The sequence below is a fragment of the Pseudomonas sp. 58 R 3 genome (assembly GCF_900006605.1).
In the GTDB taxonomy this organism is placed as follows: Bacteria; Pseudomonadota; Gammaproteobacteria; order Pseudomonadales; family Pseudomonadaceae; genus Aquipseudomonas; species Aquipseudomonas salomonii.
This window is the reverse complement of sequence record NZ_CVTT01000084.1, coordinates 1-21,698: the sequence shown is the minus strand read 5'-3', so window position 1 is coordinate 21,698 and position 21,698 is coordinate 1. Positions and strand designations below refer to the sequence as shown.

The 21,698-nt window shown below is 60.3% G+C and carries 23 protein-coding genes; 13 read left to right on the top strand and 10 right to left on the bottom strand.

The window, feature by feature from the left end:
• The first annotated feature begins 105 nt into the window (after positions 1 to 105).
• The 5 genes from BFP92_RS26760 (at position 106) to BFP92_RS26740 (ending at position 5,541) form a co-directional block, all read left to right on the top strand.
• Entirely contained in the window at positions 106 to 1,200 is a 1,095-nt protein-coding gene (locus tag BFP92_RS26760; RefSeq protein ID WP_058421218.1) for a polyamine ABC transporter substrate-binding protein, read from the top strand.
• 240 nt (positions 1,201 to 1,440) lie between these two features.
• Entirely contained in the window at positions 1,441 to 2,535 is a 1,095-nt protein-coding gene (locus BFP92_RS26755) for a polyamine ABC transporter substrate-binding protein (RefSeq protein ID WP_065931821.1), read from the top strand.
• A gap of 65 nt (positions 2,536 to 2,600) precedes the next feature.
• Entirely contained in the window at positions 2,601 to 3,743 is a 1,143-nt protein-coding gene (gene potA / locus BFP92_RS26750; RefSeq protein ID WP_003195240.1) for an ABC transporter ATP-binding protein, read from the top strand.
• Between the two features lie 35 nt (positions 3,744 to 3,778).
• Complete coding sequence (locus BFP92_RS26745; RefSeq protein WP_170875878.1) at positions 3,779 to 4,660, top strand: ABC transporter permease subunit; 882 nt, start codon at positions 3,779 to 3,781, stop codon at positions 4,658 to 4,660.
• Positions 4,657 to 5,541: an ABC transporter permease subunit gene (locus BFP92_RS26740; protein ID WP_065931819.1), complete on the top strand. Its 885-nt coding sequence runs from the start codon at positions 4,657 to 4,659 to the stop codon at positions 5,539 to 5,541. The genes BFP92_RS26745 and BFP92_RS26740 overlap by 4 nt, the downstream gene beginning before the upstream one ends.
• A gap of 125 nt (positions 5,542 to 5,666) precedes the next feature.
• Here the strand turns inward: BFP92_RS26740 and BFP92_RS26735 are convergent, their stop codons facing one another.
• Positions 5,667 to 6,308, bottom strand: coding sequence for an HD domain-containing protein (locus BFP92_RS26735; protein WP_056860727.1), 642 nt, complete (start codon positions 6,306 to 6,308; stop codon positions 5,667 to 5,669).
• Positions 6,309 to 6,596: 288 nt separating this feature from the next.
• On the opposite strand from BFP92_RS26735, the gene BFP92_RS26730 reads away from it, so the two are divergent.
• Positions 6,597 to 7,562, top strand: coding sequence for a GlxA family transcriptional regulator (locus BFP92_RS26730; protein ID WP_065931818.1), 966 nt, complete (start codon positions 6,597 to 6,599; stop codon positions 7,560 to 7,562).
• Here BFP92_RS26730 and BFP92_RS26725 read toward each other — a convergent pair.
• Positions 7,540 to 7,893, bottom strand: coding sequence for a carboxymuconolactone decarboxylase family protein (locus BFP92_RS26725; protein ID WP_065931817.1), 354 nt, complete (start codon positions 7,891 to 7,893; stop codon positions 7,540 to 7,542). The two genes, BFP92_RS26730 and BFP92_RS26725, sit on opposite strands and share 23 nt — an antisense overlap.
• Positions 7,894 to 7,992: 99 nt before the next feature.
• Between BFP92_RS26725 and BFP92_RS26720 the strand changes: the two genes are divergently transcribed.
• Positions 7,993 to 8,895 (top strand): AraC family transcriptional regulator, encoded by a 903-nt coding sequence (locus BFP92_RS26720; protein ID WP_065931816.1) that lies wholly within the window; start codon positions 7,993 to 7,995, stop codon positions 8,893 to 8,895.
• Between the two features lie 32 nt (positions 8,896 to 8,927).
• Here the strand turns inward: BFP92_RS26720 and BFP92_RS26715 are convergent, their stop codons facing one another.
• Positions 8,928 to 11,282: a penicillin acylase family protein gene (locus BFP92_RS26715; protein ID WP_065931815.1), complete on the bottom strand. Its 2,355-nt coding sequence runs from the start codon at positions 11,280 to 11,282 to the stop codon at positions 8,928 to 8,930.
• 157 nt (positions 11,283 to 11,439) lie between these two features.
• Here BFP92_RS26715 and BFP92_RS26710 point away from each other — a divergent pair, with 157 nt between their 5' ends.
• Positions 11,440 to 12,546: a GNAT family N-acetyltransferase gene (locus BFP92_RS26710; RefSeq protein ID WP_065931814.1), complete on the top strand. Its 1,107-nt coding sequence runs from the start codon at positions 11,440 to 11,442 to the stop codon at positions 12,544 to 12,546.
• On the top strand, positions 12,543 to 13,421 hold the full coding sequence (locus tag BFP92_RS26705) for an arginase family protein (RefSeq protein WP_065931813.1): 879 nt from the start codon (positions 12,543 to 12,545) through the stop codon (positions 13,419 to 13,421). Before BFP92_RS26710 ends, BFP92_RS26705 begins: the two co-directional genes overlap by 4 nt.
• Here BFP92_RS26705 and BFP92_RS26700 read toward each other — a convergent pair.
• From BFP92_RS26700 to BFP92_RS26685, 4 genes are all read right to left on the bottom strand, one after another.
• Positions 13,399 to 14,616 (bottom strand): DegT/DnrJ/EryC1/StrS family aminotransferase, encoded by a 1,218-nt coding sequence (locus BFP92_RS26700; RefSeq protein ID WP_065931812.1) that lies wholly within the window; start codon positions 14,614 to 14,616, stop codon positions 13,399 to 13,401. The genes BFP92_RS26705 and BFP92_RS26700 overlap by 23 nt on opposite strands.
• On the bottom strand, positions 14,613 to 15,026 hold the full coding sequence (locus tag BFP92_RS26695; RefSeq protein ID WP_065931811.1) for a DMT family transporter: 414 nt from the start codon (positions 15,024 to 15,026) through the stop codon (positions 14,613 to 14,615). Before BFP92_RS26695 ends, BFP92_RS26700 begins: the two co-directional genes overlap by 4 nt.
• Positions 15,026 to 15,382: an EamA family transporter gene (locus BFP92_RS26690; protein WP_026013873.1), complete on the bottom strand. Its 357-nt coding sequence runs from the start codon at positions 15,380 to 15,382 to the stop codon at positions 15,026 to 15,028. Before BFP92_RS26690 ends, BFP92_RS26695 begins: the two co-directional genes overlap by 1 nt.
• 94 nt (positions 15,383 to 15,476) lie before the next feature.
• Positions 15,477 to 16,055 (bottom strand): DUF6436 domain-containing protein, encoded by a 579-nt coding sequence (locus BFP92_RS26685; RefSeq protein WP_065931810.1) that lies wholly within the window; start codon positions 16,053 to 16,055, stop codon positions 15,477 to 15,479.
• Between the two features lie 99 nt (positions 16,056 to 16,154).
• Here BFP92_RS26685 and BFP92_RS26680 point away from each other — a divergent pair, with 99 nt between their 5' ends.
• The gene (locus BFP92_RS26680) at positions 16,155 to 17,096 is read left to right on the top strand and encodes a phospholipase BipL (RefSeq protein WP_065931929.1); all 942 of its coding nucleotides are present in this window, start codon (positions 16,155 to 16,157) and stop codon (positions 17,094 to 17,096) included.
• A gap of 104 nt (positions 17,097 to 17,200) precedes the next feature.
• On the opposite strand, the gene BFP92_RS26675 is transcribed toward BFP92_RS26680, so the two are convergent.
• Positions 17,201 to 17,953 carry a DUF2059 domain-containing protein gene (locus BFP92_RS26675; protein WP_065931809.1) on the bottom strand — a complete coding sequence of 251 codons (753 nt, stop codon included), beginning with the start codon at positions 17,951 to 17,953 and terminating at the stop codon, positions 17,201 to 17,203.
• Positions 17,954 to 18,084: 131 nt separating this feature from the next.
• Between BFP92_RS26675 and BFP92_RS26670 the strand changes: the two genes are divergently transcribed.
• Positions 18,085 to 18,717, top strand: coding sequence for a 2OG-Fe(II) oxygenase (locus BFP92_RS26670; RefSeq protein ID WP_026013871.1), 633 nt, complete (start codon positions 18,085 to 18,087; stop codon positions 18,715 to 18,717).
• 2 nt (positions 18,718 to 18,719) lie between these two features.
• A complete protein-coding gene (locus BFP92_RS26665; protein ID WP_065931808.1) occupies positions 18,720 to 19,205 on the top strand; it encodes a 2-thiouracil desulfurase family protein in 486 nt (161 codons plus the stop codon).
• Between the two features lie 103 nt (positions 19,206 to 19,308).
• On the opposite strand, the gene BFP92_RS26660 is transcribed toward BFP92_RS26665, so the two are convergent.
• Entirely contained in the window at positions 19,309 to 19,803 is a 495-nt protein-coding gene (locus BFP92_RS26660) for a transporter substrate-binding domain-containing protein (protein ID WP_065931807.1), read from the bottom strand.
• A 133-nt stretch (positions 19,804 to 19,936) separates the two neighbouring features.
• On the opposite strand from BFP92_RS26660, the gene BFP92_RS26655 reads away from it, so the two are divergent.
• Positions 19,937 to 20,377, top strand: coding sequence for a DUF4399 domain-containing protein (locus BFP92_RS26655; RefSeq protein WP_065931806.1), 441 nt, complete (start codon positions 19,937 to 19,939; stop codon positions 20,375 to 20,377).
• A 45-nt stretch (positions 20,378 to 20,422) separates the two neighbouring features.
• On the opposite strand, the gene BFP92_RS26650 is transcribed toward BFP92_RS26655, so the two are convergent.
• Positions 20,423 to 21,645 (bottom strand): IS3 family transposase gene (locus BFP92_RS26650; RefSeq protein ID WP_122527355.1). Its coding sequence is split into 2 segments (ribosomal slippage): positions 20,423 to 21,294 and positions 21,294 to 21,645, totalling 1,224 coding nucleotides; the frame shifts between segments, so codons are not numbered across the junction.
• Positions 21,646 to 21,698 lie beyond the last annotated feature (53 nt).

Genomic DNA, 21,698 nt, shown 5'->3' with positions numbered 1-21,698 from the left:
CCAGACTGTCGCCCTGTTTTGTTGCCCTTTAACGGGCCGCTTAACACTGTAAGAACGTGGCCCAAAAAAGAAAAATTGGAGCATCACCAAATGAAGGCATTAGGTTTGAAGAACGCTGGCAAGACCCTCCTCGCCTTGTCCCTGTTGGGCGCAATGGCGGGCGCGGCCCAGGCAGACGATAAAGTCCTGCACGTATACAACTGGTCCGACTACATTGCACCGGACACCATCGCCAACTTTGAAAAAGAGTCCGGCATCAAGGTGGTGTACGACGTTTTTGACAGCAACGAGACCCTCGAAGCCAAGTTGCTGGCAGGCAAGTCCGGTTACGACATCGTCGTGCCGTCGAACAACTTCCTCGCCAAGCAGATCAAGGCCGGTGTCTATCAGGAGCTGGACAAGTCCAAGCTGACCAACTACGACAACCTGAACAAATCCCTGCTTAAAGCCGTGTCGATCAGCGACCCGGACAACAAGCACGCTTTCCCGTACATGTGGGGCTCGATCGGCATCGGCTACAACCCGGAGAAGGTCAAGGCTGCACTGGGTATCGACAAGATCGACTCGTGGGACGTGCTGCTCAAGCCTGAGAACATCGCCAAGCTCAAAAGCTGCGGTGTGAGCTTCCTTGATTCGCCAACCGAAATGCTGCCGGTGGCACTGCACTACCTGGGCCTGCCGACCGACACCCAGAAGAAAGCTGACCTCAAGCAAGCTGAAGACCTGTTCCTCAAGCTGCGCCCATCGATCGGCTACTTTCACTCGTCCAAGTACATCTCGGACCTGGCCAACGGCAACATCTGCGTAGCCGTGGGTTACTCGGGTGACATCCAGCAGGCCAAGTCCCGCGCGGCTGAAGCCGGTGGCAAGGTCAAAGTGGCCTACGACATTCCGAAAGAAGGCGCCGGCAGCTTCTTCGACATGGTCGCCATCCCTAAAGATGCCGAAAACGTCGACGCCGCCTACAAGTTCATGAACTACCTGCTCAAGCCGGAAGTCATGGCCTCGATCACCAACAGCGTGCGTTTCCCGAACGGTAACGAGAAGGCTACCGCACTGGTCGACAAAGACATCACCAGCGACCCGGGCATCTACCCGCCAGCCGATGTGCAGGCCAAGCTCTACGCCATTGCTGACTTGCCGGCTGCAACCCAGCGTGAAATGACACGCAGCTGGACCAAGATCAAGTCTGGTAAGTAAGCCTTAAAAGCTGTGGGAGTGGCTTGTGTGGGAGCGGGCTTGCTCGCGAAGACGGTGTGTCAGCCAGCGGATGTATCAACTGATACTCCGCTTTCGCGAGCAAGCCCGCTCCCACATAGCCCGTTCACACAAATTAAATGACAGAAAGTTTTGCCGGATCGGTTTATCGAGGGTAAGTTGCGCGCCGGTTTTGTTGCCGGGCAACAACTTTAAGGCCCAACTATTTAAGAGGACCTCCACTTGCCAATTTCTTTATTTCGCAAAGCCATGCTGGTGGGTGCAGGTATCACGCTGGCTGTGAGCGTGCAGGCCGCACCGACGGTGCATATTTATAACTGGTCGGACTACATTGGCCCGGACACCCTGGCCAATTTTGAAAAGGCGACAGGCATCAAGCCCGTGTATGACGTGTTTGATTCCAACGAAACCCTGGAAGGCAAGTTGCTCGCCGGTCGTACCGGTTACGACGTGGTCGTGCCGTCCAACCATTTTCTCGGCAAGCAGATCAAGGCCGGGGCGTTCCAGAAGCTCGACAAGTCATTGCTGACTCACTATTCCAACCTGGACCCGGTGCTGCTCAAGCGCCTGGAAAAGAACGATCCGGGTAACCAGTACGCCGTACCGTACCTGTGGGGCACCAACGGCATCGGTTACAACGTCGACAAAGTCAAAGAAGTGCTGGGCGTCGACCATATCGATTCCTGGGCCGTGCTGTTCGAACCGGAGAACATGAAGAAGCTCGCCACCTGTGGCGTTTCGTTCATGGATTCGGCCGATGAGATGCTGCCGGCGGTGCTCAACTACATGGGCCTGAACCCCAACAGCACCAACCCCGAAGACTACAAGAAGGCCGAAGAGAAGCTGCTCAAAGTGCGGCCCTACGTGACCTATTTCCATTCTTCCAAATACATCTCGGACCTGGCCAACGGCAACATTTGCGTGGCGGCCGGTTTCTCCGGGGATGTGTTTCAGGCCAAGGCCCGTGCGGCTGAAGCTGGCAAAGGCGTGAACATCGCCTACACGATTCCCAAAGAAGGCGGCAATTTGTGGTTTGACGTGCTGGCGATCCCGGCGGATGCCACCAACGTCAAAGAGGCCCATGCCTTCATCAACTATTTACTGCAACCTGAGGTGATCGCTCAGGTCAGTGATCAAGTCGGTTATGCCAACCCTAACCCAGGGGCGGACAAACTGATGGAGCAATCGATACGCACTGACGCAGCGGTTTACCCACCGCAGGCGGTTCTCGACCGGACGTTCGTCAACTTCGAGCTACCCCCGAAAGTGCAGCGTTTAATGACCCGTAGCTGGACCAAGGTCAAGACGGGCAAGTAAAGCTCAAACTATCCAAGGTTTCGCCCGTCTTGGGCGAACCTCAAATTTTGTTGGGAGTTTCGTAAATGGCAGTTGCCTCCGGCGCCTATAAGAAAGCCCTCGAGGGCGACCAGACACCGAAAAAGGTGTTGGTCAAAATCGACCGGGTCACGAAGAAGTTCGACGAGACGATTGCCGTGGACGATGTGTCCCTGGAAATCAAAAAAGGCGAGATCTTCGCCTTGCTCGGCGGATCGGGTTCGGGCAAATCCACCCTGCTGCGCATGCTCGCAGGCTTCGAGCGCCCAACGGAAGGTCGCATCTACCTCGACGGTGTGGACATCACCGACATGCCGCCCTACGAGCGGCCGATCAACATGATGTTCCAGTCCTACGCCTTGTTCCCGCACATGACCGTGGCGCAGAACATTGCCTTCGGCCTGCAACAGGACAAGATCCCCAAGGCTGAAGTCGACGCCCGCGTGGCCGAGATGCTCAAGCTGGTGCAGATGAGCCAGTACGCCAAGCGCAAGCCGCACCAGCTGTCCGGTGGCCAGCGCCAGCGTGTGGCGTTGGCACGTTCCCTGGCCAAGCGCCCGAAACTGCTGCTGCTCGATGAGCCGATGGGTGCATTGGACAAAAAACTGCGTTCGCAGATGCAGCTGGAACTGGTGGAAATCATCGAGCGCGTGGGCGTGACCTGCGTGATGGTGACCCACGACCAGGAAGAGGCCATGACCATGGCCGAGCGCATCGCGATCATGCACCTGGGCTGGATCGCGCAGATCGGCAGCCCGATCGACATCTACGAAACCCCCACCAGCCGCCTGGTGTGCGAGTTCATCGGCAACGTCAACATCTTCGACACCCAGGTGGTGGACGATGCCGAAGGCCACGCGGTGCTCAAGTGCCCGGACCTGGACCGCGACATCTACGTGGGCTACGGCATCGCCACCTCGGTGGAAGACAAGTCGGTGACCTACGCGATCCGCCCGGAAAAACTGCTGGTCACTACCGAAATGCCGACCTGTGAACACAACTGGTCCAGCGGCAAGGTGCACGACATCGCTTACCTCGGCGGCCATTCGGTGTTCTACGTGGAACTGCCGAGCGGCAAGCTGGTGCAGTCTTTCGTGGCCAACGCCGAACGCCGTGGCCAGCGCCCAACCTGGGGTGACCAGGTGTACGTGTGGTGGGAAGACGACAGCGGCGTGGTACTTCGCTCATGAATATGAAGAAGTTCAAGCGGCGCTTGGATCGCATAATCCCCAATGGCAAGCAGGTGGTCATCGGGATTCCATTCCTCTGGCTGTTTCTGTTTTTCGCACTGCCGTTTTTCATCGTATTGAAAATCAGCTTTGCCGAAGCCGACGTGGCGATCCCGCCTTACACCGAGATCTACACCTACGTTGAGCAAAAGCTGCAAGTGGTGCTGAACCTGGCCAACTACAGCTTGCTGGCGGGCGACGAGTTGTACATCGCCGCCTACCTGGGCTCGCTGAAGATGGCGTTTTTCAGCACGCTGCTGTGCCTGCTGATCGGCTACCCGATGGCCTACGCCATCGCCACCGCGCGCAAAGAGATGCAGACCGTGCTGGTGCTGCTGATCATGATGCCGACCTGGACCGCGATCCTGATCCGCGTGTATGCGTGGATGGGCATCCTCAGCAACAACGGCTTGCTCAACGGCTTCCTGATGTCCATCGGGCTGATCAACGAGCCGCTGCAGATCCTCAACACCAACATTGCGGTGTATATCGGCGTGGTCTATTCGTACCTGCCGTTCATGATCCTGCCGCTGTACGCCAACCTGGTCAAACACGACCAGAGCCTGCTGGAAGCCGCATCCGATCTGGGTTCGAGCACCTTCAACAGCTTCTGGAAAATCACCGTGCCGCTGTCCAAGAACGGCATCATCGCCGGTTGCATGCTGGTGTTTATCCCGGTGGTGGGCGAGTTCGTGATTCCTGAACTGCTCGGCGGCCCGGAAACCCTGATGATCGGTAAAGTGCTGTGGCAGGAATTCTTCAACAACCGTGACTGGCCGGTGGCGTCTGCCCTGGCGGTGGTGATGCTGGCGATCCTGATCGTGCCGATCATCCTGTTCAACCGCAGCCAAGCCAAAGAGCTGGAGGGCAAGATATGAAGCGCTTTCGTTTCTCCAGCTTCATGCTGGTCGCAGGCTTGTTGTTCATCTACCTGCCGATGTTGATCCTGGTGATCTACTCGTTCAACGAATCCAAGCTGGTGACAGTGTGGGGCGGTTGGTCGATCAAGTGGTACGTGGGCCTGTTGGACAACACCCAGTTGATGGGCTCGGTGGCGCGCTCGCTGGAAATCGCCTGCTACACGGCGGTGGCCGCGGTGGCATTGGGTACGCTGGCGGCCTTCGTGCTGACACGTATCAGCCAGTTCAAGGGCCGCACGCTGTTCGGTGGCCTGGTGACTGCGCCATTGGTGATGCCCGAAGTGATCACCGGTCTGTCGCTGTTGCTGCTGTTCGTGGCCATGGCGCAGATGATCGGCTGGCCCCAGGAGCGTGGCATCGTCACCATCTGGATCGCTCACACCACGTTCTGTGCGGCGTATGTGGCGGTGGTGGTGTCGGCGCGCTTGCGTGAGCTGGACCTGTCGATCGAAGAAGCGGCGATGGACTTGGGCGCACGGCCATGGAAGGTGTTCTTCCTGATCACCATCCCGATGATCGCGCCGTCGCTGGCGGCGGGCGGCATGATGTCGTTCGCGCTGTCGCTGGACGACCTGGTACTGGCCAGCTTCGTCTCGGGCCCAGGTTCGACGACGTTGCCGATGGAAGTGTTCTCGGCGGTGCGTCTGGGGGTTAAACCCGAGATCAACGCCGTGGCCAGTTTGATTCTGCTGGCGGTGTCGCTGGTGACCTTTCTGGTGTGGTTCTTCAGCCGTCGGGCCGAAGAGATGCGCAAGAAGGCGATTCAACAAGCCATCGAAGAAGCGGCGGCGGACGGTTGGCAGCAACCGGACAAGCGCCGGGCGCCTGCGCCGGTCTAACCTGATAAAGATCGTTCCCACGCTCCGCGTGGGAACGCCTCCTGTGACGCTCTGCGTCACACTCCCAAGAGCGGACGCGGAGCGTCCATGGCTGCATTCCCACGCAGAGCGTTGGAACGATCTAGTCAGGCAGCCCACGGTGACTTGCGAATCACCTCGACAAAGTTCATCGGCTTGAACCCCGGCTCCTGATCCACCAGCACATCGGTCTTCACGTTGCCAAACGTGGTCTGCGGGCGATGACGCAAGCCGTCGGCAAACGCGCAGATGATGCATTCCTTGAACCCTTCACCGCGTGGATGCGCATGCACCACGGCTTCGCGCTGCACGCTGGAAAACGCCGCGTAGTCCATGCCCAGCACGTCCATCTCAACGCCTGCAGTCACCAGCGCCACGGTCGGGCGCAAATGCTGCGGTACACCCGGCGTGGTGTGCAGGGCGATCGACAACCAGACTTGTTCGATATCGTCATCGCTCAGCCCGTAAGGCTTGAGGAACGCGGCCGCCGCGTTGGCGCCGTCCACTTCGAAACGCTCGTTGTCACTGCGATGGCCTTCGACCAGGCCCAGGTCATGGAACATCGCGCCGACGTACAGCAGTTCCGGGTTGTAGGCCAGTTGCTTGCGCTCACCGCTCAACGCGCCGAACAGAAACACCCGGCGGGAGTGGTGGTACAGCAGGTCGGACTCGACGTCGCGGATGTATTCGGTGGTGGCCTTGGCCAGGGCGCTGTCCGGGATTTGGATGCCGGCGATGGCGTTGCTCATGGTCGTTCTCCTCAACAAAGCGCCGGGGGTGGCGCCGATGAGTGAAGTCTGGTCCCGTGCCCGCGATGGGGCTATCGCGGCGAGGGTGCGATGTCGGCCAATATGGCGCCATATCGCGCCAGTCTGAATACTCTCTTGAGGCTTGAGTAGATCAAATGTGGGGGCGGGCTTGCTCGCGAAAGCGGTATGTCAGTTAATACCGGTGTCGACTGACCCACCGCATTCGCGAGCAAGCCCGCTCCCACAAGGGTTTTGTGTTTATTCAGTTAGAGAAAGGTGTTTGTGAGCATGGGCAAAACCGTCGCCATCCTGATCTTCCCCGGCGTCCAGTCACTGGACGTGACCGGCCCCATGGATGTGTTCTGCGAGGCCAACCGTTTTCTGCCGCCCGAAGACCATTATCAGCTTGAAGTGATCGGCCTGAGCCACGGCACTATTCCAGCCTCCAACGGCCTGTCATTGCAGGCCCACAAGCATTACTGCGACGCCTTGCAAGCCTATGATCTGTTGCTGGTCGCTGGCGGCCCACAGCTGCCTTTCGAAGATTTCGGCGCCCAGTTTGATGATTGGCTACGCGGCGCCGCCGCCCGCGCACAGCGTTTCGGCTCCATCTGCAATGGCGCCTTTATGCTGGCGCGCGCCGGATTGCTGGATGGCAAAACCGTCACCACCCACTGGAACGACGCCGCCGACCTGGCGCGCCTGTGCCCCTCGGCCCAGGTCGAGGCCGACCGCCTCCACGTGCAGGACGGCAACCTTTACACCTCGGCTGGCGTCACGGCCGGTATCGACCTTTCGCTGTATCTGCTGGCTCAGGACCACGGCCCGGAAGTTGCGCTGAGCGTGGCCAAGCGCCTGGTGGTGTTCACTCAGCGCTCGGGCGGGCAGTCGCAGTTCAGCCCGTTCCTCACGCCCCACGCCGAAAGCACCTCGGCGGTGGCGTTGGTGCAGTTGTACGTGCTGGCCAACCTGACCGGGGATTTGGGCATCGCCGACCTGGCCAAGGCCGCCAATATGAGCGCGCGTAATTTTTCCCGGGTATTTGCCCGTGAAGCGCGCATAACGCCTGCCGAGTTCGTCGAGCGGGCGCGAGTAGATGCGGCGCGGGTGCTGCTCGAAAGCAGCCCCGCACCGCTGAAAACCGTGGCCTACCAATGCGGCTTTCGTGACGCCCAGCACATGCGCAGTGTGTTCAACCGCCGGCTGGGCGTGACGCCGCAACAGTTCCGGCTTAACTTTGCGACGCCGGTGTGAGCGTGTCGTAGGCTTCCAGCGCGCGCAGCGAATAGATGTACGCAGCACCGGCATTCAGCGAGATGGCGGTGGCGAGCGTGGCGGCCACTTCTTCGCGGGTCGCACCAGCCTTGATCGCCGCGTCGGCATGCACACCGATGCAACCGTCGCAGCGCGTGGTGATGGCCACGGCGATGGAAATCAGCTCACGGGTCTTGGCGTCGAGTACGTTGTTTTCCTCGGCAGCCTCGCCCAGCGCCATGTAGGCTTTGACCATCTTCGGGTTGCTCTTGCCCAGCGCGCCAAAGGCTTTCTTCACGGTAGGCAGCAAGTCGGACCAGTTATTGAACATTGCGGTAACTCCTGAACGGGTTGGGTGTGAAGCCAGTGTGCGCGGTTCAGGTTTGGCGCTTTTGTTCGATCCACTCACCTTTTTGATCGATGCTCGCAAATGAACTCCATCGACACCCTGATTGCGTTGGCCAACCTGCGCGGCAGCCTGGACCTGCGCTGCCAGTTCCAGGGCGCGTGGGCCATGGACCACGCGCCTGAGCCGCTGGGCGTGGCGCCGTATCACATTGTGCTGGCGGGCACCTGCCATGCCGAGTTGTCGGGCGGCCAGCAGGTGACGCTGGAGGAGGGCGACATTCTGTTGATGCCCGGTGGCGCGACGCACCTGGTGCGCAGCCAGGGCGTGCGGGTCAAACCGGTGGCGCAGACCGTTATTGAGGGCGGCGTGTTGCCGATCCACCGCCTGGGTGGCGAGCAACCGGACGTGGACATGCTCTGCGGCAGCTTTCGCTACAACCGCCAGTCATTGTTGTTCGGTGCGTTGCCGGACTACTTGGTGGTGTCCAGCCGTCAGTGGCAGGGCGATGGGCAATTGGCAGCGCTGATTGCCTTGTTGCGCAGCGAAGCGGACGGCCAGCAACTGGGCGCACGCTCGTTTATCGACGCGTTGTCGCAGGCCTTGTTCACCCTGATCCTGCGCACCTGGCTGACTCGCCAGGCGCCGGTGGCAGGCACCTTCGCCTTACTCGCCGACAAACGCCTGAGCAAAGCCTGGCAGGCGATGCTGGCCGAGCCCGGCCATGAGTGGACCATCGACAGCCTGGCGGCGGCAGCCACCATGTCGCGGGCCACCTTCATGCGGGCGTTTGTGAAAGTCGCGGGTGTGTCGCCGTGGGTGCTGCTGACCCAGCTGCGCATGGAGCTGGCGTTCAACCTGCTGCGCCAGTCGCGCCTGAGCCTGCTGGATATCGCCGCGCAGGTGGGTTACCAGTCTCAGGCGGCGTTCAGCAAGAAATTCAAGGAAACCTACGGCGAGGCGCCAGGGCGAATGCGGGCTCTTTAGTCGCTCCCACATTTTGACCGCGTTCCATGCGGCTATCGGGCAGGCAACAGCTTCAGCGTGCCACGGGTATTCGCCGTCACCTCTTCCTCACTGAAATGCGCCTGCTCGTACCCACCCTCGATATAGGTTTCCGCCTGGTCGCCATAGTGCGAATCAAACGGCACGCCGCTTTGCCCCACGGGGTTGATGGTCAACGCATGGGCCGGGTCGGCAAAGTCGATCAGGCGCCGCGTCGATGGGCCATAGGTCACAGGCCACGGCGCAGGGCCGATCATGGCCGATTGGTTATTTGGCACCTCGTGGGTGCCCGGCGCCGGGAATGGGCCGACGTTGAAAATCATGTCCAATGGCTTCTGCATGCCCAGCGGGTGGCCGTGGGTCAGGGTGTGGGCCTTGCCCCACTGCCATTGCGACGGGTCATCGCCAAAGGTGGCCTTGAGGTGCGCCAGGCTGTTGTCCCAGGCGAGTTTTACCGTGTCGGCGCGCTTGCCGTTCCACCACGGCGAATCCGCTGAGGCGGCCAGGCGTGGCAGTGCGGCGTCGATCACCCGCGTGGTGATCAGGGTTTTGAACATCGCATCGCCCAGTTTCGGGTGGAAGGCCGCGTCGGTGAGGTTGAACAGGAACTGGTTGAACAGCGTGGCACTGGTGGAGTCCAGCGGGTAGTCGCCTTTCCAGCTTGCAAGCTGCTCCACCAGTTTAAGCTGCGCCGGGTCCTTGACCACTTCACGCAGCACCGGTAACAGCGGCGCCAGCAGGCGTGGGCCGTAGGCGGTGGTGGTACCCAATTGCAAGGCCTGGCTGTTGTTCACGTCCCACTTCACGCTTTTGTCGCTCAACTGCGTGTTCAACTGCTGGCCGCGGTCGGCGAGGTTGTAGTAACCGGGGATCTCCATCCCAGTGGGCGAGGTCGGCTGGGCGTTGGCCGACACCACATAACCACGGGCCGGGTTTTCTTCCTGTGGGTTGGCGCTGAACGGGTAGAAGCCCAGCTTGTCGGCCTGGGCGGTACTGCCGTCGAGAATGAATGCCGGGTTCACGCCGGCCGGGCGGATCGGCAACTGCGCCGCCGCCCACCAGCCGATATCGCCCTTGGCATTCGCCCACACGATATTCAGGCCCGGCGCCGAAACCTTGGCGGCGGCGGAGCGCACCTTGGCCAGGGTGTCGGCGCGGTTGAGTTCGTAGAAGCCTTCGAGGATCGGGTCTTCGGTGTCGAGGAACGCCCACCACATGGCAATCGGCGTGCTGCCGGCATTCTCGCCCAGCACGTCATTGATGATCGGGCCGTGGGGCGACTGACGCAGGGTGAGCGTCACCGGCGCCTGACCCTTGACTGCAATCTGCTGTTCGCTGCTGGTCAGGTTGACCCATTGGCCGTGGTACCAGACCTGGTTGGGGTTGTCCGGGTTGACCTTTTCGGCGATCAGGTCGAGGTCATCGTTCTGGAACATGGTCAGGCTCCAGCCGAAATCCAGGTTGTGCCCCAGGAAGGCCACCGGCACCAGTGCGTTGTGATAGCCGTACAGCTCAAAGCCCGGCGCCGACAACTGCGCCTCGTACCACACCGACGGCACCGAGAAGCGAATATGCGGGTCGCCGGCCAGCAACGGCTTGCCGCTTTTAGTGCGGCTGCCGCTGATGGCCCAGGCGTTGCTGCCTTCGAACTGCGGCAAGCCGTTATCGGCCAGGGCCTTGTCGCTCAAGGCGGCGAGGGCGCCGAGGGATTTCCAGTCGCCGGCAGCCAGGTTGAGGGCGCCCTTGGGTTGCCAGTCGAGGTCGAAGACTTTCAGATAGTCGCTGCCTAACTGGTCGCGCACGTAAGTCAGCAGCGGCTCGGTACGAAACGCGGCCGCAAAGCTGTAGGCCATATACCCGGCGACGCTGATGGTGTCCTCGGCGGTAAAGCGTCGTTTAGGGATGCCCAGCACGTCAAACTCCATGGGGCTGGCGTGGCTGTCCTGATATTGGTTGATGCCGTCCAGGTAGGCTTGCAAGGCCTTCCAGGCTGCCGAGTCGTGATCCATGTGCTCGACGTAACTCAAGGCGCGCTCGCGAATGCGCAGGCTGCGAAACAGCTTGTCGGTCTCCAGCATCTTCGGCCCCAGCACTTCGGCCAGCTCGCCACGGGCCAGGCGCCGCATGATCTCCATCTGGAACAGCCGATCCTGGGCGTGTACATAGCCCAGGGCGCGGTACAGGTCGGTCTCGTTCTCGGCGCGAATGTGCGGCACGCCGCGGTCGTCATAACGCACCGTGACTGCGCCTTGCAGGTTGGCCAGTGTCTCGGTGCCCTGGCGGGTCGGTTGCTTGCTGTAGACATACCAGCCAGCGCCGGCCAAGAGGGCGGCAATCAGGATAGCGAGCACGGTCAGGCTGCGTTTCATGGACGGTCCTTGAGTCAGTCACCTTGAAGGTCAACGGAGTCTAATCGGTTTGGCGAGCACTGCGGGAAATGCTGATATGCCGCAGCGACAGCCGAGGTTCAAGTGCAGAATGTGTCGAGTCGCTACTATTGCGCCGGTCATCTTTGAGCTTTTTTCCATGACTTGCGCCACGCCACCTATCCCAGACTCCAGCCGCCCCGAGGTTGCCTATGCGTGCTGTCTGGAAGCGCCATCGTTAATCGGCCGGTTTTTGCAGCACCCGCCGGAGGGTTTTGACGCGCGGCTGTCCGCCCAGGGCCTGCCGTACTTCTTCACGCCATTCGACCTGCTGACGACGGCTGAAGACGAGTTCGCGAACCGTGTGCGCGGCTGGCCCGGGTTTGGTCTTTGGAATGCGTGGCTGCGCATCGACAGCTGCTTTGTCGGCACCACGGTCAGCGAATATTCGCCATTGCCCCGCAACGTACCGCCCCAGGACCTCGCGCAGTGGCTGCAAGAAGAGTGCGCACCGCAGCGCAAACTCATGGTCGTCAAAGATGTGCCCTGCGACTCGCCACTGCTGAGCGAGGCGGATAACCGCTACGCCCAAGCCTTGATCGAGGACTGCACCCGGCGCGGCTTTATCAGCCTGGAAGGCCAGGCGCTGGCCTACGTGCCGATCAACTTCAGCAACATCGACGAGTACCTGGCGCGTTTGTCCCACAGCCGTCGGCGCAATATCCGACGCAAACTGCGCAGCCGCGAAGCATTGCGGGTGGAAGTCTTGAACACTGGCGATGCGCGCTTCAACGATGAGGCCTGGCTTGCGCAGTTGTACGGCCTGTACAAGGCGGTGTACGACCAGAGCGAGATCCACTTCGACCTGCTCACCCCGGGGTTTTTCCGCAGCTTGTTACAGGACGGCGCCAGCAACGGGCGGGTGTTCTGCTACTGGCACTGCGACGAACTGATCGGCTACAACCTCTGCTACGTGGAGGGCGACAAGCTGCTCGACAAGTACATCGGGCTCAACTACCCGCAGGCGTTGGAGTTCAACCTGTACTTCGTCAGCTGGTTTGTGAACCTGGAATACGCCGTGGCCAATGGGCTGAAATTTTATGTGGCGGGTTGGACCGACCCGCAGGTCAAGGCCAGCCTCGGCGCCGACTTTACCTTCACCCGCCATCTGGTGTGGATCCGCAACCCGCTGCTGCGCAAGCTCGGCAACCGTTTCCGCCATTACTTTGAAAGCGATGCGCAGTGGCAGCAGGAGAAACCCGAATGAGCCAGGACCGCGCACCGCTGATCCTCGATTTCGACAGTGCCGTGAGTGACATTCCCGGCGCGATCACCTTGCCCCTGCAGGCCTGGCAGGAAAAAATCCGCTTCGGTTGCCGCTGGGCGCAGTTCAAGGAACTGGAAACCGCTCTGCACACGCAGATGCCCAGGGATTACGGTTGTGTGTTCACTGGCAGCGGCGATTATCACCACCTCAGCCAACTGCTGCTGAACCGCCTGCCGACGCAGCAGAAATTTCAGCTGATCATTTGCGATAACCACCCCGACAACATGCGCTACCCGTTCGGCATCCATTGCGGCTCATGGGTTTACTGGGCCAGCCGCTTGCCCCAGGTCGAGCATGTGCATGTGCTGGGCATTGGTTCGCAGGATATCGGCCTGGGTCACGCCTGGGAGAATCACTGGTCGCCGCTGCTCAAACGCAAGCTGACCTACTGGAACGTCAACGTCGACACGCGCTGGATGAACTGGATCGGCGCCGGGCAGAGCAACCGTGCGTTCAGCAACGCCGATGAGCTGATGCGTGCGTTCCTGGCGCAGTTCGACCGAACGCTGCCGGTTTACCTGTCCATCGACAAAGATGTGCTGAGCCCCGAAGTGGTCAACACCAATTGGGACCAGGGCGAGTTCCTGGAGCAGCATTTGAACGATCTGATCGACGCTTGCCAGGGCCGGATCATCGGTGCGGACATCACCGGCGATGTCTCGGCTTACCACTATGAGAGCAAGTTCAAACGCTGGTTGAGTGCCTCCGATGGCCAGGAAGAACTGCCGCCGGCGCAGGTGCAGATCTGGCAAGCACAGCAGAATGAGCTGAATGGCCGGCTGGTGGCCCGGATCAATCAGGGTTGGCGACAATAACTTTTAGCTGGGCGAATACGCGTTCGAAGTGTTCGTCCGTCAGCCAATGGCTGTTGCTGATCGACAGTGTGCGGCTGGCAAACGCCTGGGCCTGGCTAATGTCGCCGCCCGGTTGCAGCAAAGGGGCGACGGCGGGGTAGTCCGGCAAGGTGTGGATAAACAGGCGCGTCACGCCCAGCCCGGCCGTCCACAGTTGCGCCATGGCGGCATCACGCGCCTGTGCGGTCGGCATCAGCACCATTAAAAACGGCCAGGTGCCTTGCTGCCCCAGCCGGTCCATGATCACCGAGACGCCGGGCAAGTCATTCAAACGTGCTGCCCGGCGCAAGGCGCGGGTACGGCCTTGCTGCAAGTGGTCGGGCAAGCGCGCCAGTGCGGCGGCGCCGACCTTCTGCCGATAACCGCCGAGGCGGTGCAACGGGATATCGTTGATCGAAAAGTCATCGCCCACGGCGCCGACTTCGTCGCCCTGTGCCAGCGCCGAGCGCAAGGCGTTGCCATACACGTAGTGCAAGCCGCGCGGTTGGTAAAGCAGCGCGTAAGCCCAGAGTTCGGCGCTGCGTTGCAGCTCCCAGCGCAGGCTGAAGGGCAGGTCCTGCGCGCACTGGCGGTGCAATGCCTGATGCAGCACCGGGTCGCGGCTGAACAGCACGCCGCCTTCGGCCGTGGTCAGGCCTTTGCCAAATGCCAGGCTGAAAAAACCCACGTCGCCTTTAAGCCCGACGCTGCGGCCATCGTCGAGGGCGCCCAGGGCTTGGGCGGCGTCTTCGATAACCAGGGCGCCGACTGACTCGGCAATACGCTTGGCGGCGTCTACATCCGCCACGCGCCCGGCCAGGTGGGTGACCACTACGGCCAGGGTGCTGTCGTCGCACAGTTGCTTGAGGTGTTGCTCGTCGAGGTCAATGCTGGCGGGCTGCAAATCACAGGGCGCCACCCGCAACGGCGGGCAGTAATGCGCGGCCAAGGCCACCAGCGGGCAGGTGTACGCCGGCACAATCAGCCGGGTGCGGCCGGGCATGCGCTGCTGCAACACGCGCAGGGCGATGATCAGCGCGGCGGTGCCGGAGCAGGGCAGTGCAGGCAGTGGAATCGAAAACTGTTGGGCCAGCGACTGGGCGAGGTCGCCCGATAAACTGAGCAAGTCCCGCCCACGCAAGGGCAGGCCGGCGGTGGGCGGGATTTCCTTGTTCATGACACCAGTGGCTGCGAAGGTTCGGCCTCGACGGTTTTGCTCTCTTTGTCTTCACTGCGCGCCAGGCACAGGATGCCCGCGATGATCAGCGCGCCGCCGATGATTTTCGGCCAGGTCAGGGTGTCATCGAACAGCCAGACCGAGATCAGCGTCACGCTGATCAACTCCAGGTGCGAGGCCGCAAATGCAGGGCCCACCGGCGCGTACTTGAGCAAGGTCATCCAGGTAAAAAACGCGCCGATATAGCCGACAAAAGCGCCGTAGATCCACGGCGCGCCAAACACGCGCACCAGCCAGGCGGCATCCATGGTCAACGGTTCGGCATGCACCGAGGCAAATTTGAAACTGACCTGCGCCAAGGTGTCGAAAATGATCAGCGCGAGAAAACCCAGGATATAAAAACGTTTCATCATTCAAACCCTACGACGGTCACGCCACAGGCGATCAGCATGATGCCGATCAACCGCCATTTGCTCAGGCTTTCCTTGAACAGGAAACGCCCGGCAATCATGATCACCACAATGTTGATCGAGCCCAGCATCACGCCGACCGACAACGGCACCAGCGTGAGAAACGCCAGCCACAATACGAATTCGAAGACATAGCAGATCACCCCAAGCCAGATCCACGGGCGCTTGAGCATGTGTTTCCAGTGGGCGAGGCCGTCATGCTCGGCGCTGGCCGAGGCGGCGGCTTTGAACGCGAGTTGGCCGGACGTATCGACGATAACGTTGAGCATCCAGAGGATGATGGTTAACTGGCTCATGGAGTCTCGTGTCTGCTTGCAATGTCACTGGACGCTTACAATACAGGAGCCTGCCGGCCAGGTTAGCGGAGTTTGCCGCTCGAACAGCCGGCGTTCAGTTTGACGCTTTGCTCCACTGGCAATAGCAACCCACCGCCAGGGTGTGGGTGGCATCGACGTCGCGACCGGCCTTGAGGGCTTTGAGGATAGGCTCGATAAAACTGTTGCTCGAATTGCACGTCAGCCCTTCGCTGTAGGGGCCGAAATACGCGAGTTTGCCGCTGCGATCCCAAATGCCAACGGCCGGCGTTGCCGGCACTTGGTCGGCGCCGAGCAGGGCATCGAGCGGTTTCATTTTGCGCAAATTGTCGGGCAGTTGGCCGTGGCTGCCGGCCTTTTGCAGGGCGTAGAACTCAACGCCCTGGGGCGCGTATTGCTCGATCAGTTCACCCAGGTGCTGCTGGTTGCCGACGTTGCAGGGGCAGGCCGGGTCCCAGAAGTGCACCAGGCGAATCGGGCCGGGGCCTGCCAGTTCGGCGGGCAGGCGCAGGGCATCACCGGAAAACACCGCCGTGTGTTCGCTGAATGCGCGTAAATAGCGGCCCTGGAACCAGTCATAAGCCGCCCACAGCACGCCGGCGCAGATGACCAACAGCAGGCCGGCAAACAAGGCAGAGCGGTAGGGTTGTCGCATTCGGAACTATCCTCGAAGGTCGCGTAGCTTGCCATGCTTGCCCTGACAGATGAATATCGCAGCTCGATATTCATCTTCACCGTCAGTCTGGAAGCCTTTATGCCTGTGAGTTTTGACCCCGATCATCTGCGCGAGAGCTTGCGGCCACTGGTGGATGCGCAGCCGCTCAGCGTCGAGGCGCGGGTCTACCAGCGTTTCTATGGGCTGGACCTGGCGGCGCGCAAAGTGCCTGCGGTGAGCCGTTTGGGGCGCTTTGAGGTAAATGGCTTCCAGGTGGTGGCGCAGGTGTGGTGGCCGGCGGTGCCGGTGGCGACGATGTTTATGTACCACGGTTTCTACGACCATATGGGCCTGTATCGGCATGTGGTGGACTGGGCGCTGGATCAAGGTTTTGTGGTGATCGCCTGCGACTTGCCGGGCCACGGGCTTTCCAGTGGCGTGCGCGCCAGCATCGACGATTTTGCGGTGTATCAGAACGTGGTGCAGGGGTTGTTCGCCCAGGCCAAAGCCCTGCAACTGCCGCAACCGTGGCACCTGTTCGGGCAAAGCACCGGCGGCGCGGTGGTGGTGGACCATCTGCTCAACCACGGCGCCGACAGCCCGGCCCAAGGCAAGACCTTCCTGCTCTCGCCCCTGGTACGGCCGCGTGCGTGGGGTTGGTCGCAGGTCAGTTATTACCTGCTGCGCCCGTTCGTCAAAGGCATTGCGCGGCGGTTCAGCGAGAACACCCACGATCCCAAATTCAAACCCTTTCTGGAAGCTGACCCGTTACAGCCGCGCCAACTGCCCACCGCCTGGGTGGGCGCGCTGGCGCGCTGGATCAAACGCATCGAAGCCGCGCCGCAAAGCCCAAGGCGGCCGGTGATCGTGCAGGGTGAGGAAGACATGACGGTGCACTGGCAGCACAACTTGCAGGTGCTGCGGAGCAAGTTCGACCAGCCGCAGGTGTTGATGCTGCCGCGTGGTCGGCATCACTTGGCCAATGAGATTCCTGAGATTCGCGAAGAGTATTTCAAATTCCTCACCGATCAACTGAAGTAACGCAATCTAATTGTGGGAGCGGGCTTGCTCGCGAAAGCGGAGTGTCAGTCACTGATTTGTTAACTGACCCACCGCTTTCGCGAGCAAGCCCGCTCCCACATTAATTACTGCGTCAGGCTGGAGGTGCTTTGGCCTACTGCAAGTCCGGCGCGAATCGCGGCCAGCGCCGCCTTGTAATACGCCCGGCCTTCAGGCGACTCCGCAAACGTAGCGAATTCTTCCAGCTCCGGGTCGGACAAATCTCGGTAGACGTAAAGGAGCGTGTTGTTCAGGTCATTGCCGATCTGCTGCATCAGCCGCTCACGTTGGCCGTTCAACATGCCTTGCGCCTGACCGCCGCCCAACAGGCCGGGGATCATTTGGCTCAAGCTGTCGGCCGCCACGCCGGCAATCGCCAGGCTGACTTCCGCACCGGCTTCGCGGGCCGGCAGCGCCTGGGCCAGGTGGCCGATGATCAGGCTGCGGGTGGCGTCGGCTTCAATGTGCGGCAGGCCCTTGGCATTTTTCGCCAGTTGGTCGCGGCGCGTGGCCAGCAGTTCGGCGGCGACGATTTTGCGGCCCAATGGCGACTGGAAAAACGCCAGGGCCGGTTTCGGGTCCGTCAGGTTTTTGCGCAATTGTGCCTCGGCCCGCTGGTCGACGGCCTGGGCGGCAAAGCGTTTATTGCTGTTGTCCACCAGCGCCTGGTACACCGCCGGCGGCAGGCTATTGCGGTAGCGTTGCTGGGCGGCACTGAGGGCGTCATTGAAATGCGCACGTTGTTCGGCCCAGCCGGCGACCTTGTACAACTGGTCATGGCCGTCTGCCCAGGCGGGCAAAACGCAGAACATCAGCAAGGAAAAAAACAAACGACGCATAGGGACTCCTGTCAGTCGGCCACTATTGTCCGTGTCGGGCGTAGGATTTGTCGAGAAATCCTATCAGTCACCTGACTAAAGTGTGTTCAGACGCTCGGCGGCTCTGTCGGATTCATAGGCGTATGGATACTATGCGCGCCATGCAAATATCCCTCGAACACCCGCTGCTGCAACGCATCGTCGACGACCTGGCCGAAAAAGGTTGGTCGCAGCAGAACGGCTTCCTGCCCCAGGCTCTGACCCTGGAGTTGGCGGCTGAGTGCCGTAAACGTGCGGCTGAGGGTGAATTGGCTCCGGCGGCTGTAGGACGGGGACCCGCGCAGGAGATACGCGAGGGCATTCGCGGTGACCATATCCAGTGGCTGGAGGAGGGCGACGCCGCTGTCTGCGAGACCTACATGAGCGTGATGGACAGCCTGCGCCTGGCCATGAACCGCAGCCTGTTCCTGGGCCTGGAAGATTTCGAAAGCCACTTCGCGATGTACCCGCCAGGGGCGTTTTACCTCAAGCATCTGGACCGTTTTCGTGACGATGACCGGCGCATGGTCTCGGCGGTGGTCTATTTGAATGACGCCTGGTTGCCTGAGCATGGCGGCCAGTTGCGCATGTACCTCAAGGGCGGCGTGGAATACGATGTGGTGCCCACCGGCGGTAGCCTGGTGGTGTTCCTGTCGGGGGAGGTGCCCCACGAAGTCCTGCCCGCCACGCGTGAACGCCTGTCCCTGACCGGCTGGTTTCGCCGACGTGGTAACGAGCCGTTTTAACCATGGAAAAGATTCTGATCAGTCGCTGCCTGCTCGGGCACAAGGTGCGCTATGACGGTGGCGCCAGCGGCCCCTTCGATCAATTGGCGGCCTGGCAGGCCGAAGGCCGGGTGGTTGCGATCTGCCCGGAAGTGTCAGGCGGTTTGCCGACACCGCGGCCTCCCGCTGAGATCGCCGGCGGGCAGGGTATAGCTGTGTGGGAAGGGCGGGCGCAAGTGCTGACGGCCGAGGGCGAAGACTTCAGCGCCGCCTTCCTCGACGGCGCCCGCCAGGCTCTTGCGTTGGCGCAGCGGCATAACATCCGCATCGCGATTCTCAAGGCCAATAGCCCGTCCTGCGGCAACCTGCGGACCTATGACGGCACCTTCAGCGGCGTAAAGGTCAGCGGCGAAGGCGTGACTGCGGCGCTGCTCAAGCGCCATGGCGTGCGGGTGTTCAGTGAGCTGGAGTTGCCTGAGGCGGCACTGCATCTTTCAAGCCTTGCCTAGATCAAAATGTGGGAGCGGGCTTGCTCGCGAAAGCGGTGTGTCAGCTAGCAAATTAGTTGACTGACACTCCGTCTTCGCGAGCAAGCCCGCTCCCACAGTTGATCTAGGGTGCCTTCACGCCCGGCGTGTCGCCCTCAAACCACTTCTGCGTCAGCGCCTTCAAGCGGCCATCGGCCTTCACCCGCTGCAATGCATTGTCCAGGCTGCTTTTGAATGCCGGGTTGCCCTTTTGGAATGGAATGGCCAGCTCAGGTGTTTGCTTATAGGCCTCACTGAAATCGAACCGATCCTGCAGCGTGGCAGTCATAGCGATATGGTTGATGGCCACGTCGAACTTACCGCTTTCCACACCTGGCAACAGGTCGGCGTCATCGACGGTAATGAACGAGGGGCGAACCTCCATTTCCTTGGCTAACTGTTCACCCAACTCCACTTCAAAACCGGTTAGCTTGTCACCGTCCTTGAAGTTGTAAGGCGGGGTGTTGGCCTCCAGGGCGATGCGCAGTTCGCCGCGATCAAACACGTCATCGATCAGTTCGGCGTGAGCCAGTGGGCTCAACAGGGGCAGTAACAGTACAAGGCCAGGCACAAAGCGCATGGTCGCTCCTAAAGAATTTGTGCGTGCGAGGCGCCGTTGAGCATCGCTTGCTAGGGTGTTGAGTGCCTTGGACAGCAATTTGCCGCGAAGTTGTCATAACCCTACAGATTTCACCGTAAAACTGGAGAAGCGAATGAAAGCCCTTTTGTCCCGTGCAACCCTGGCCAGCCTCTTGCTGGGTGCTTCGATGTTGGCCACAGCCGCTGACGGTATTCCGCGCAGTGCGCCACCGGAAGGCGCCAAAGTCTTTATCGTGTCGCCCAAAGACGGCGCCACCGTCGATAAAACCTTCACTGTGAAGTTCGGCATGGAAGGCCTGAAACTGGCGCCAGCGACCAGCCAGGACCCAGGTACCGGCCATCACCACCTGCTGATCGACCAGAAAGAACTGCCGGACGCCAGCGTGCCGATCCCGGCCACCGACACCGTGATCCACTACGGCAAGGCCCAGACCGATACCGAGCTGACCCTCACCCCAGGCAAACACACCTTGCAACTGGTAGCCGGCGACAAACTGCACATGCAGTTCAACCCGACTGTAGCCTCCAAAGTCATCACGGTTAACGTCAAGTAAGATTTGTTTGTCCAGTCCTGACATAGGTTTACACCTATTTCAGCCTCAAAACGCCCGATGCACCGCATCGGGCGTTTTGTATTTCAGCGATAGATGTGGCCGCTCACTGTTATAGATATGCACGGATTGATCCACCATTCGCGCGGCTTCAGCCGCATCTTTGGGCCGATGCAAGAGAAACTCGGTTTTCAAAATCCCGTTCACTCGTTCGGCCAAAGCATTTTGGTAGCAGTCGTAACCATCGGTCATAGAACACCGGATACCGTGCTTTACATGCAGCCGCTGATAAAGCTCGGAGCAGTATTGGATGCCTCGATCTGAGTGATGAACAAGGTTTTGCTCTGTTTTTCTGCACTTGAGGGCTTTACTGAATGCCTGAATCACAGACTCCGTGTGCAAGCTTTCGTGAACATGATGCCCCACGATCTTCCGAGAGTAGGCGTCAGTCACCAAGCTCAGATAGGCCACGCCCGTTTGAGTGGGCAAGTAGGTGATATCGGCTACCCAAACTTGTTCTGGCGCCGTAGCAACTACCTGTGATGGCCCTTCTTTGAGCAGGTTGGGGTGCCTGTGAAAGCGATGATGACTGTTTGTCGTTTTGTGATAGGCCCGCTTTCGAGGAACCAACTCTCTGCGATCCCGCAAAATGTCGAAAAGGCAGTCTCGACCAACCTTTACCGGGGCTTCGGGCTCGCTATGCATGAGGTTATGAAGCTTTCGGGTTCCAAGCCTAGGTTGTCTGAGGCGCTTTTCGTGCACGAACCCCATAACCTTCTGAGCCTGGAGGGCTCGAGCATTACATGCTCGAATGCGTTTGTAATATGCCTGGCGGGATATCCCGATGAACTGGCAAGCCCGGCTGATACTCAGGTCTTGGACTTTCCTTTGGGAGAGGGCTTGCCGGATCGCTTTTTTACGACAGAGACACCAAAGTCATTCTTGAGTACATCAACAACGGCTTCGAAAAACTGAGCTTTCTGATTGGCTTGAGCGAGTTGCTCTTCAAGCTCTTTGATTCGCTGTTCGGGCGTCAGCGGCTTGTCGGGCTCATCCATGGAACGGGATCTCTTGGTACGAATGGACGCGCTTTGACTCCAGTTCTGTCGACCATGCCTGCGTAGCCAGTTCAACACCGTAGATTTGCCCTGGATGCCGTAGCGCTCTTGAGCCTCTTTATAACTCAACTCGCCTTTTTCGACCTGATCGACGACTGACAATTTAAAGGTCAGCGAGTAGTCACGCTGACTGCGCCTTTTTCCTGAATTCATTACGCCTTCCTGAGATTGGGTCAGAAGGTGTAAACCTTATTCAGGACGGGACA

Coding starts and splice junctions, on each gene's coding strand:
- BFP92_RS26725 (WP_065931817.1), bottom strand. CDS start 7,893: ATGTTCAATAACTGGTCCGACTTGCTGCCTACCGTGAAGAAAGCCTTT.
- BFP92_RS26740 (WP_065931819.1), top strand. CDS start 4,657: ATGAAGCGCTTTCGTTTCTCCAGCTTCATGCTGGTCGCAGGCTTGTTG.
- BFP92_RS26675 (WP_065931809.1), bottom strand. CDS start 17,953: ATGCGTCGTTTGTTTTTTTCCTTGCTGATGTTCTGCGTTTTGCCCGCC.
- BFP92_RS26730 (WP_065931818.1), top strand. CDS start 6,597: ATGGGCAAAACCGTCGCCATCCTGATCTTCCCCGGCGTCCAGTCACTG.
- BFP92_RS26690 (WP_026013873.1), bottom strand. CDS start 15,382: ATGAGCCAGTTAACCATCATCCTCTGGATGCTCAACGTTATCGTCGAT.
- BFP92_RS26710 (WP_065931814.1), top strand. CDS start 11,440: ATGACTTGCGCCACGCCACCTATCCCAGACTCCAGCCGCCCCGAGGTT.
- BFP92_RS26685 (WP_065931810.1), bottom strand. CDS start 16,055: ATGCGACAACCCTACCGCTCTGCCTTGTTTGCCGGCCTGCTGTTGGTC.
- BFP92_RS26655 (WP_065931806.1), top strand. CDS start 19,937: ATGAAAGCCCTTTTGTCCCGTGCAACCCTGGCCAGCCTCTTGCTGGGT.
- BFP92_RS26705 (WP_065931813.1), top strand. CDS start 12,543: ATGAGCCAGGACCGCGCACCGCTGATCCTCGATTTCGACAGTGCCGTG.
- BFP92_RS26735 (WP_056860727.1), bottom strand. CDS start 6,308: ATGAGCAACGCCATCGCCGGCATCCAAATCCCGGACAGCGCCCTGGCC.
- BFP92_RS26660 (WP_065931807.1), bottom strand. CDS start 19,803: ATGCGCTTTGTGCCTGGCCTTGTACTGTTACTGCCCCTGTTGAGCCCA.
- BFP92_RS26720 (WP_065931816.1), top strand. CDS start 7,993: ATGAACTCCATCGACACCCTGATTGCGTTGGCCAACCTGCGCGGCAGC.
- BFP92_RS26700 (WP_065931812.1), bottom strand. CDS start 14,616: ATGAACAAGGAAATCCCGCCCACCGCCGGCCTGCCCTTGCGTGGGCGG.
- BFP92_RS26695 (WP_065931811.1), bottom strand. CDS start 15,026: ATGAAACGTTTTTATATCCTGGGTTTTCTCGCGCTGATCATTTTCGAC.
- BFP92_RS26680 (WP_065931929.1), top strand. CDS start 16,155: ATGCCTGTGAGTTTTGACCCCGATCATCTGCGCGAGAGCTTGCGGCCA.
- potA (WP_003195240.1), top strand. CDS start 2,601: ATGGCAGTTGCCTCCGGCGCCTATAAGAAAGCCCTCGAGGGCGACCAG.
- BFP92_RS26715 (WP_065931815.1), bottom strand. CDS start 11,282: ATGAAACGCAGCCTGACCGTGCTCGCTATCCTGATTGCCGCCCTCTTG.
- BFP92_RS26670 (WP_026013871.1), top strand. CDS start 18,085: ATGCGCGCCATGCAAATATCCCTCGAACACCCGCTGCTGCAACGCATC.
- BFP92_RS26665 (WP_065931808.1), top strand. CDS start 18,720: ATGGAAAAGATTCTGATCAGTCGCTGCCTGCTCGGGCACAAGGTGCGC.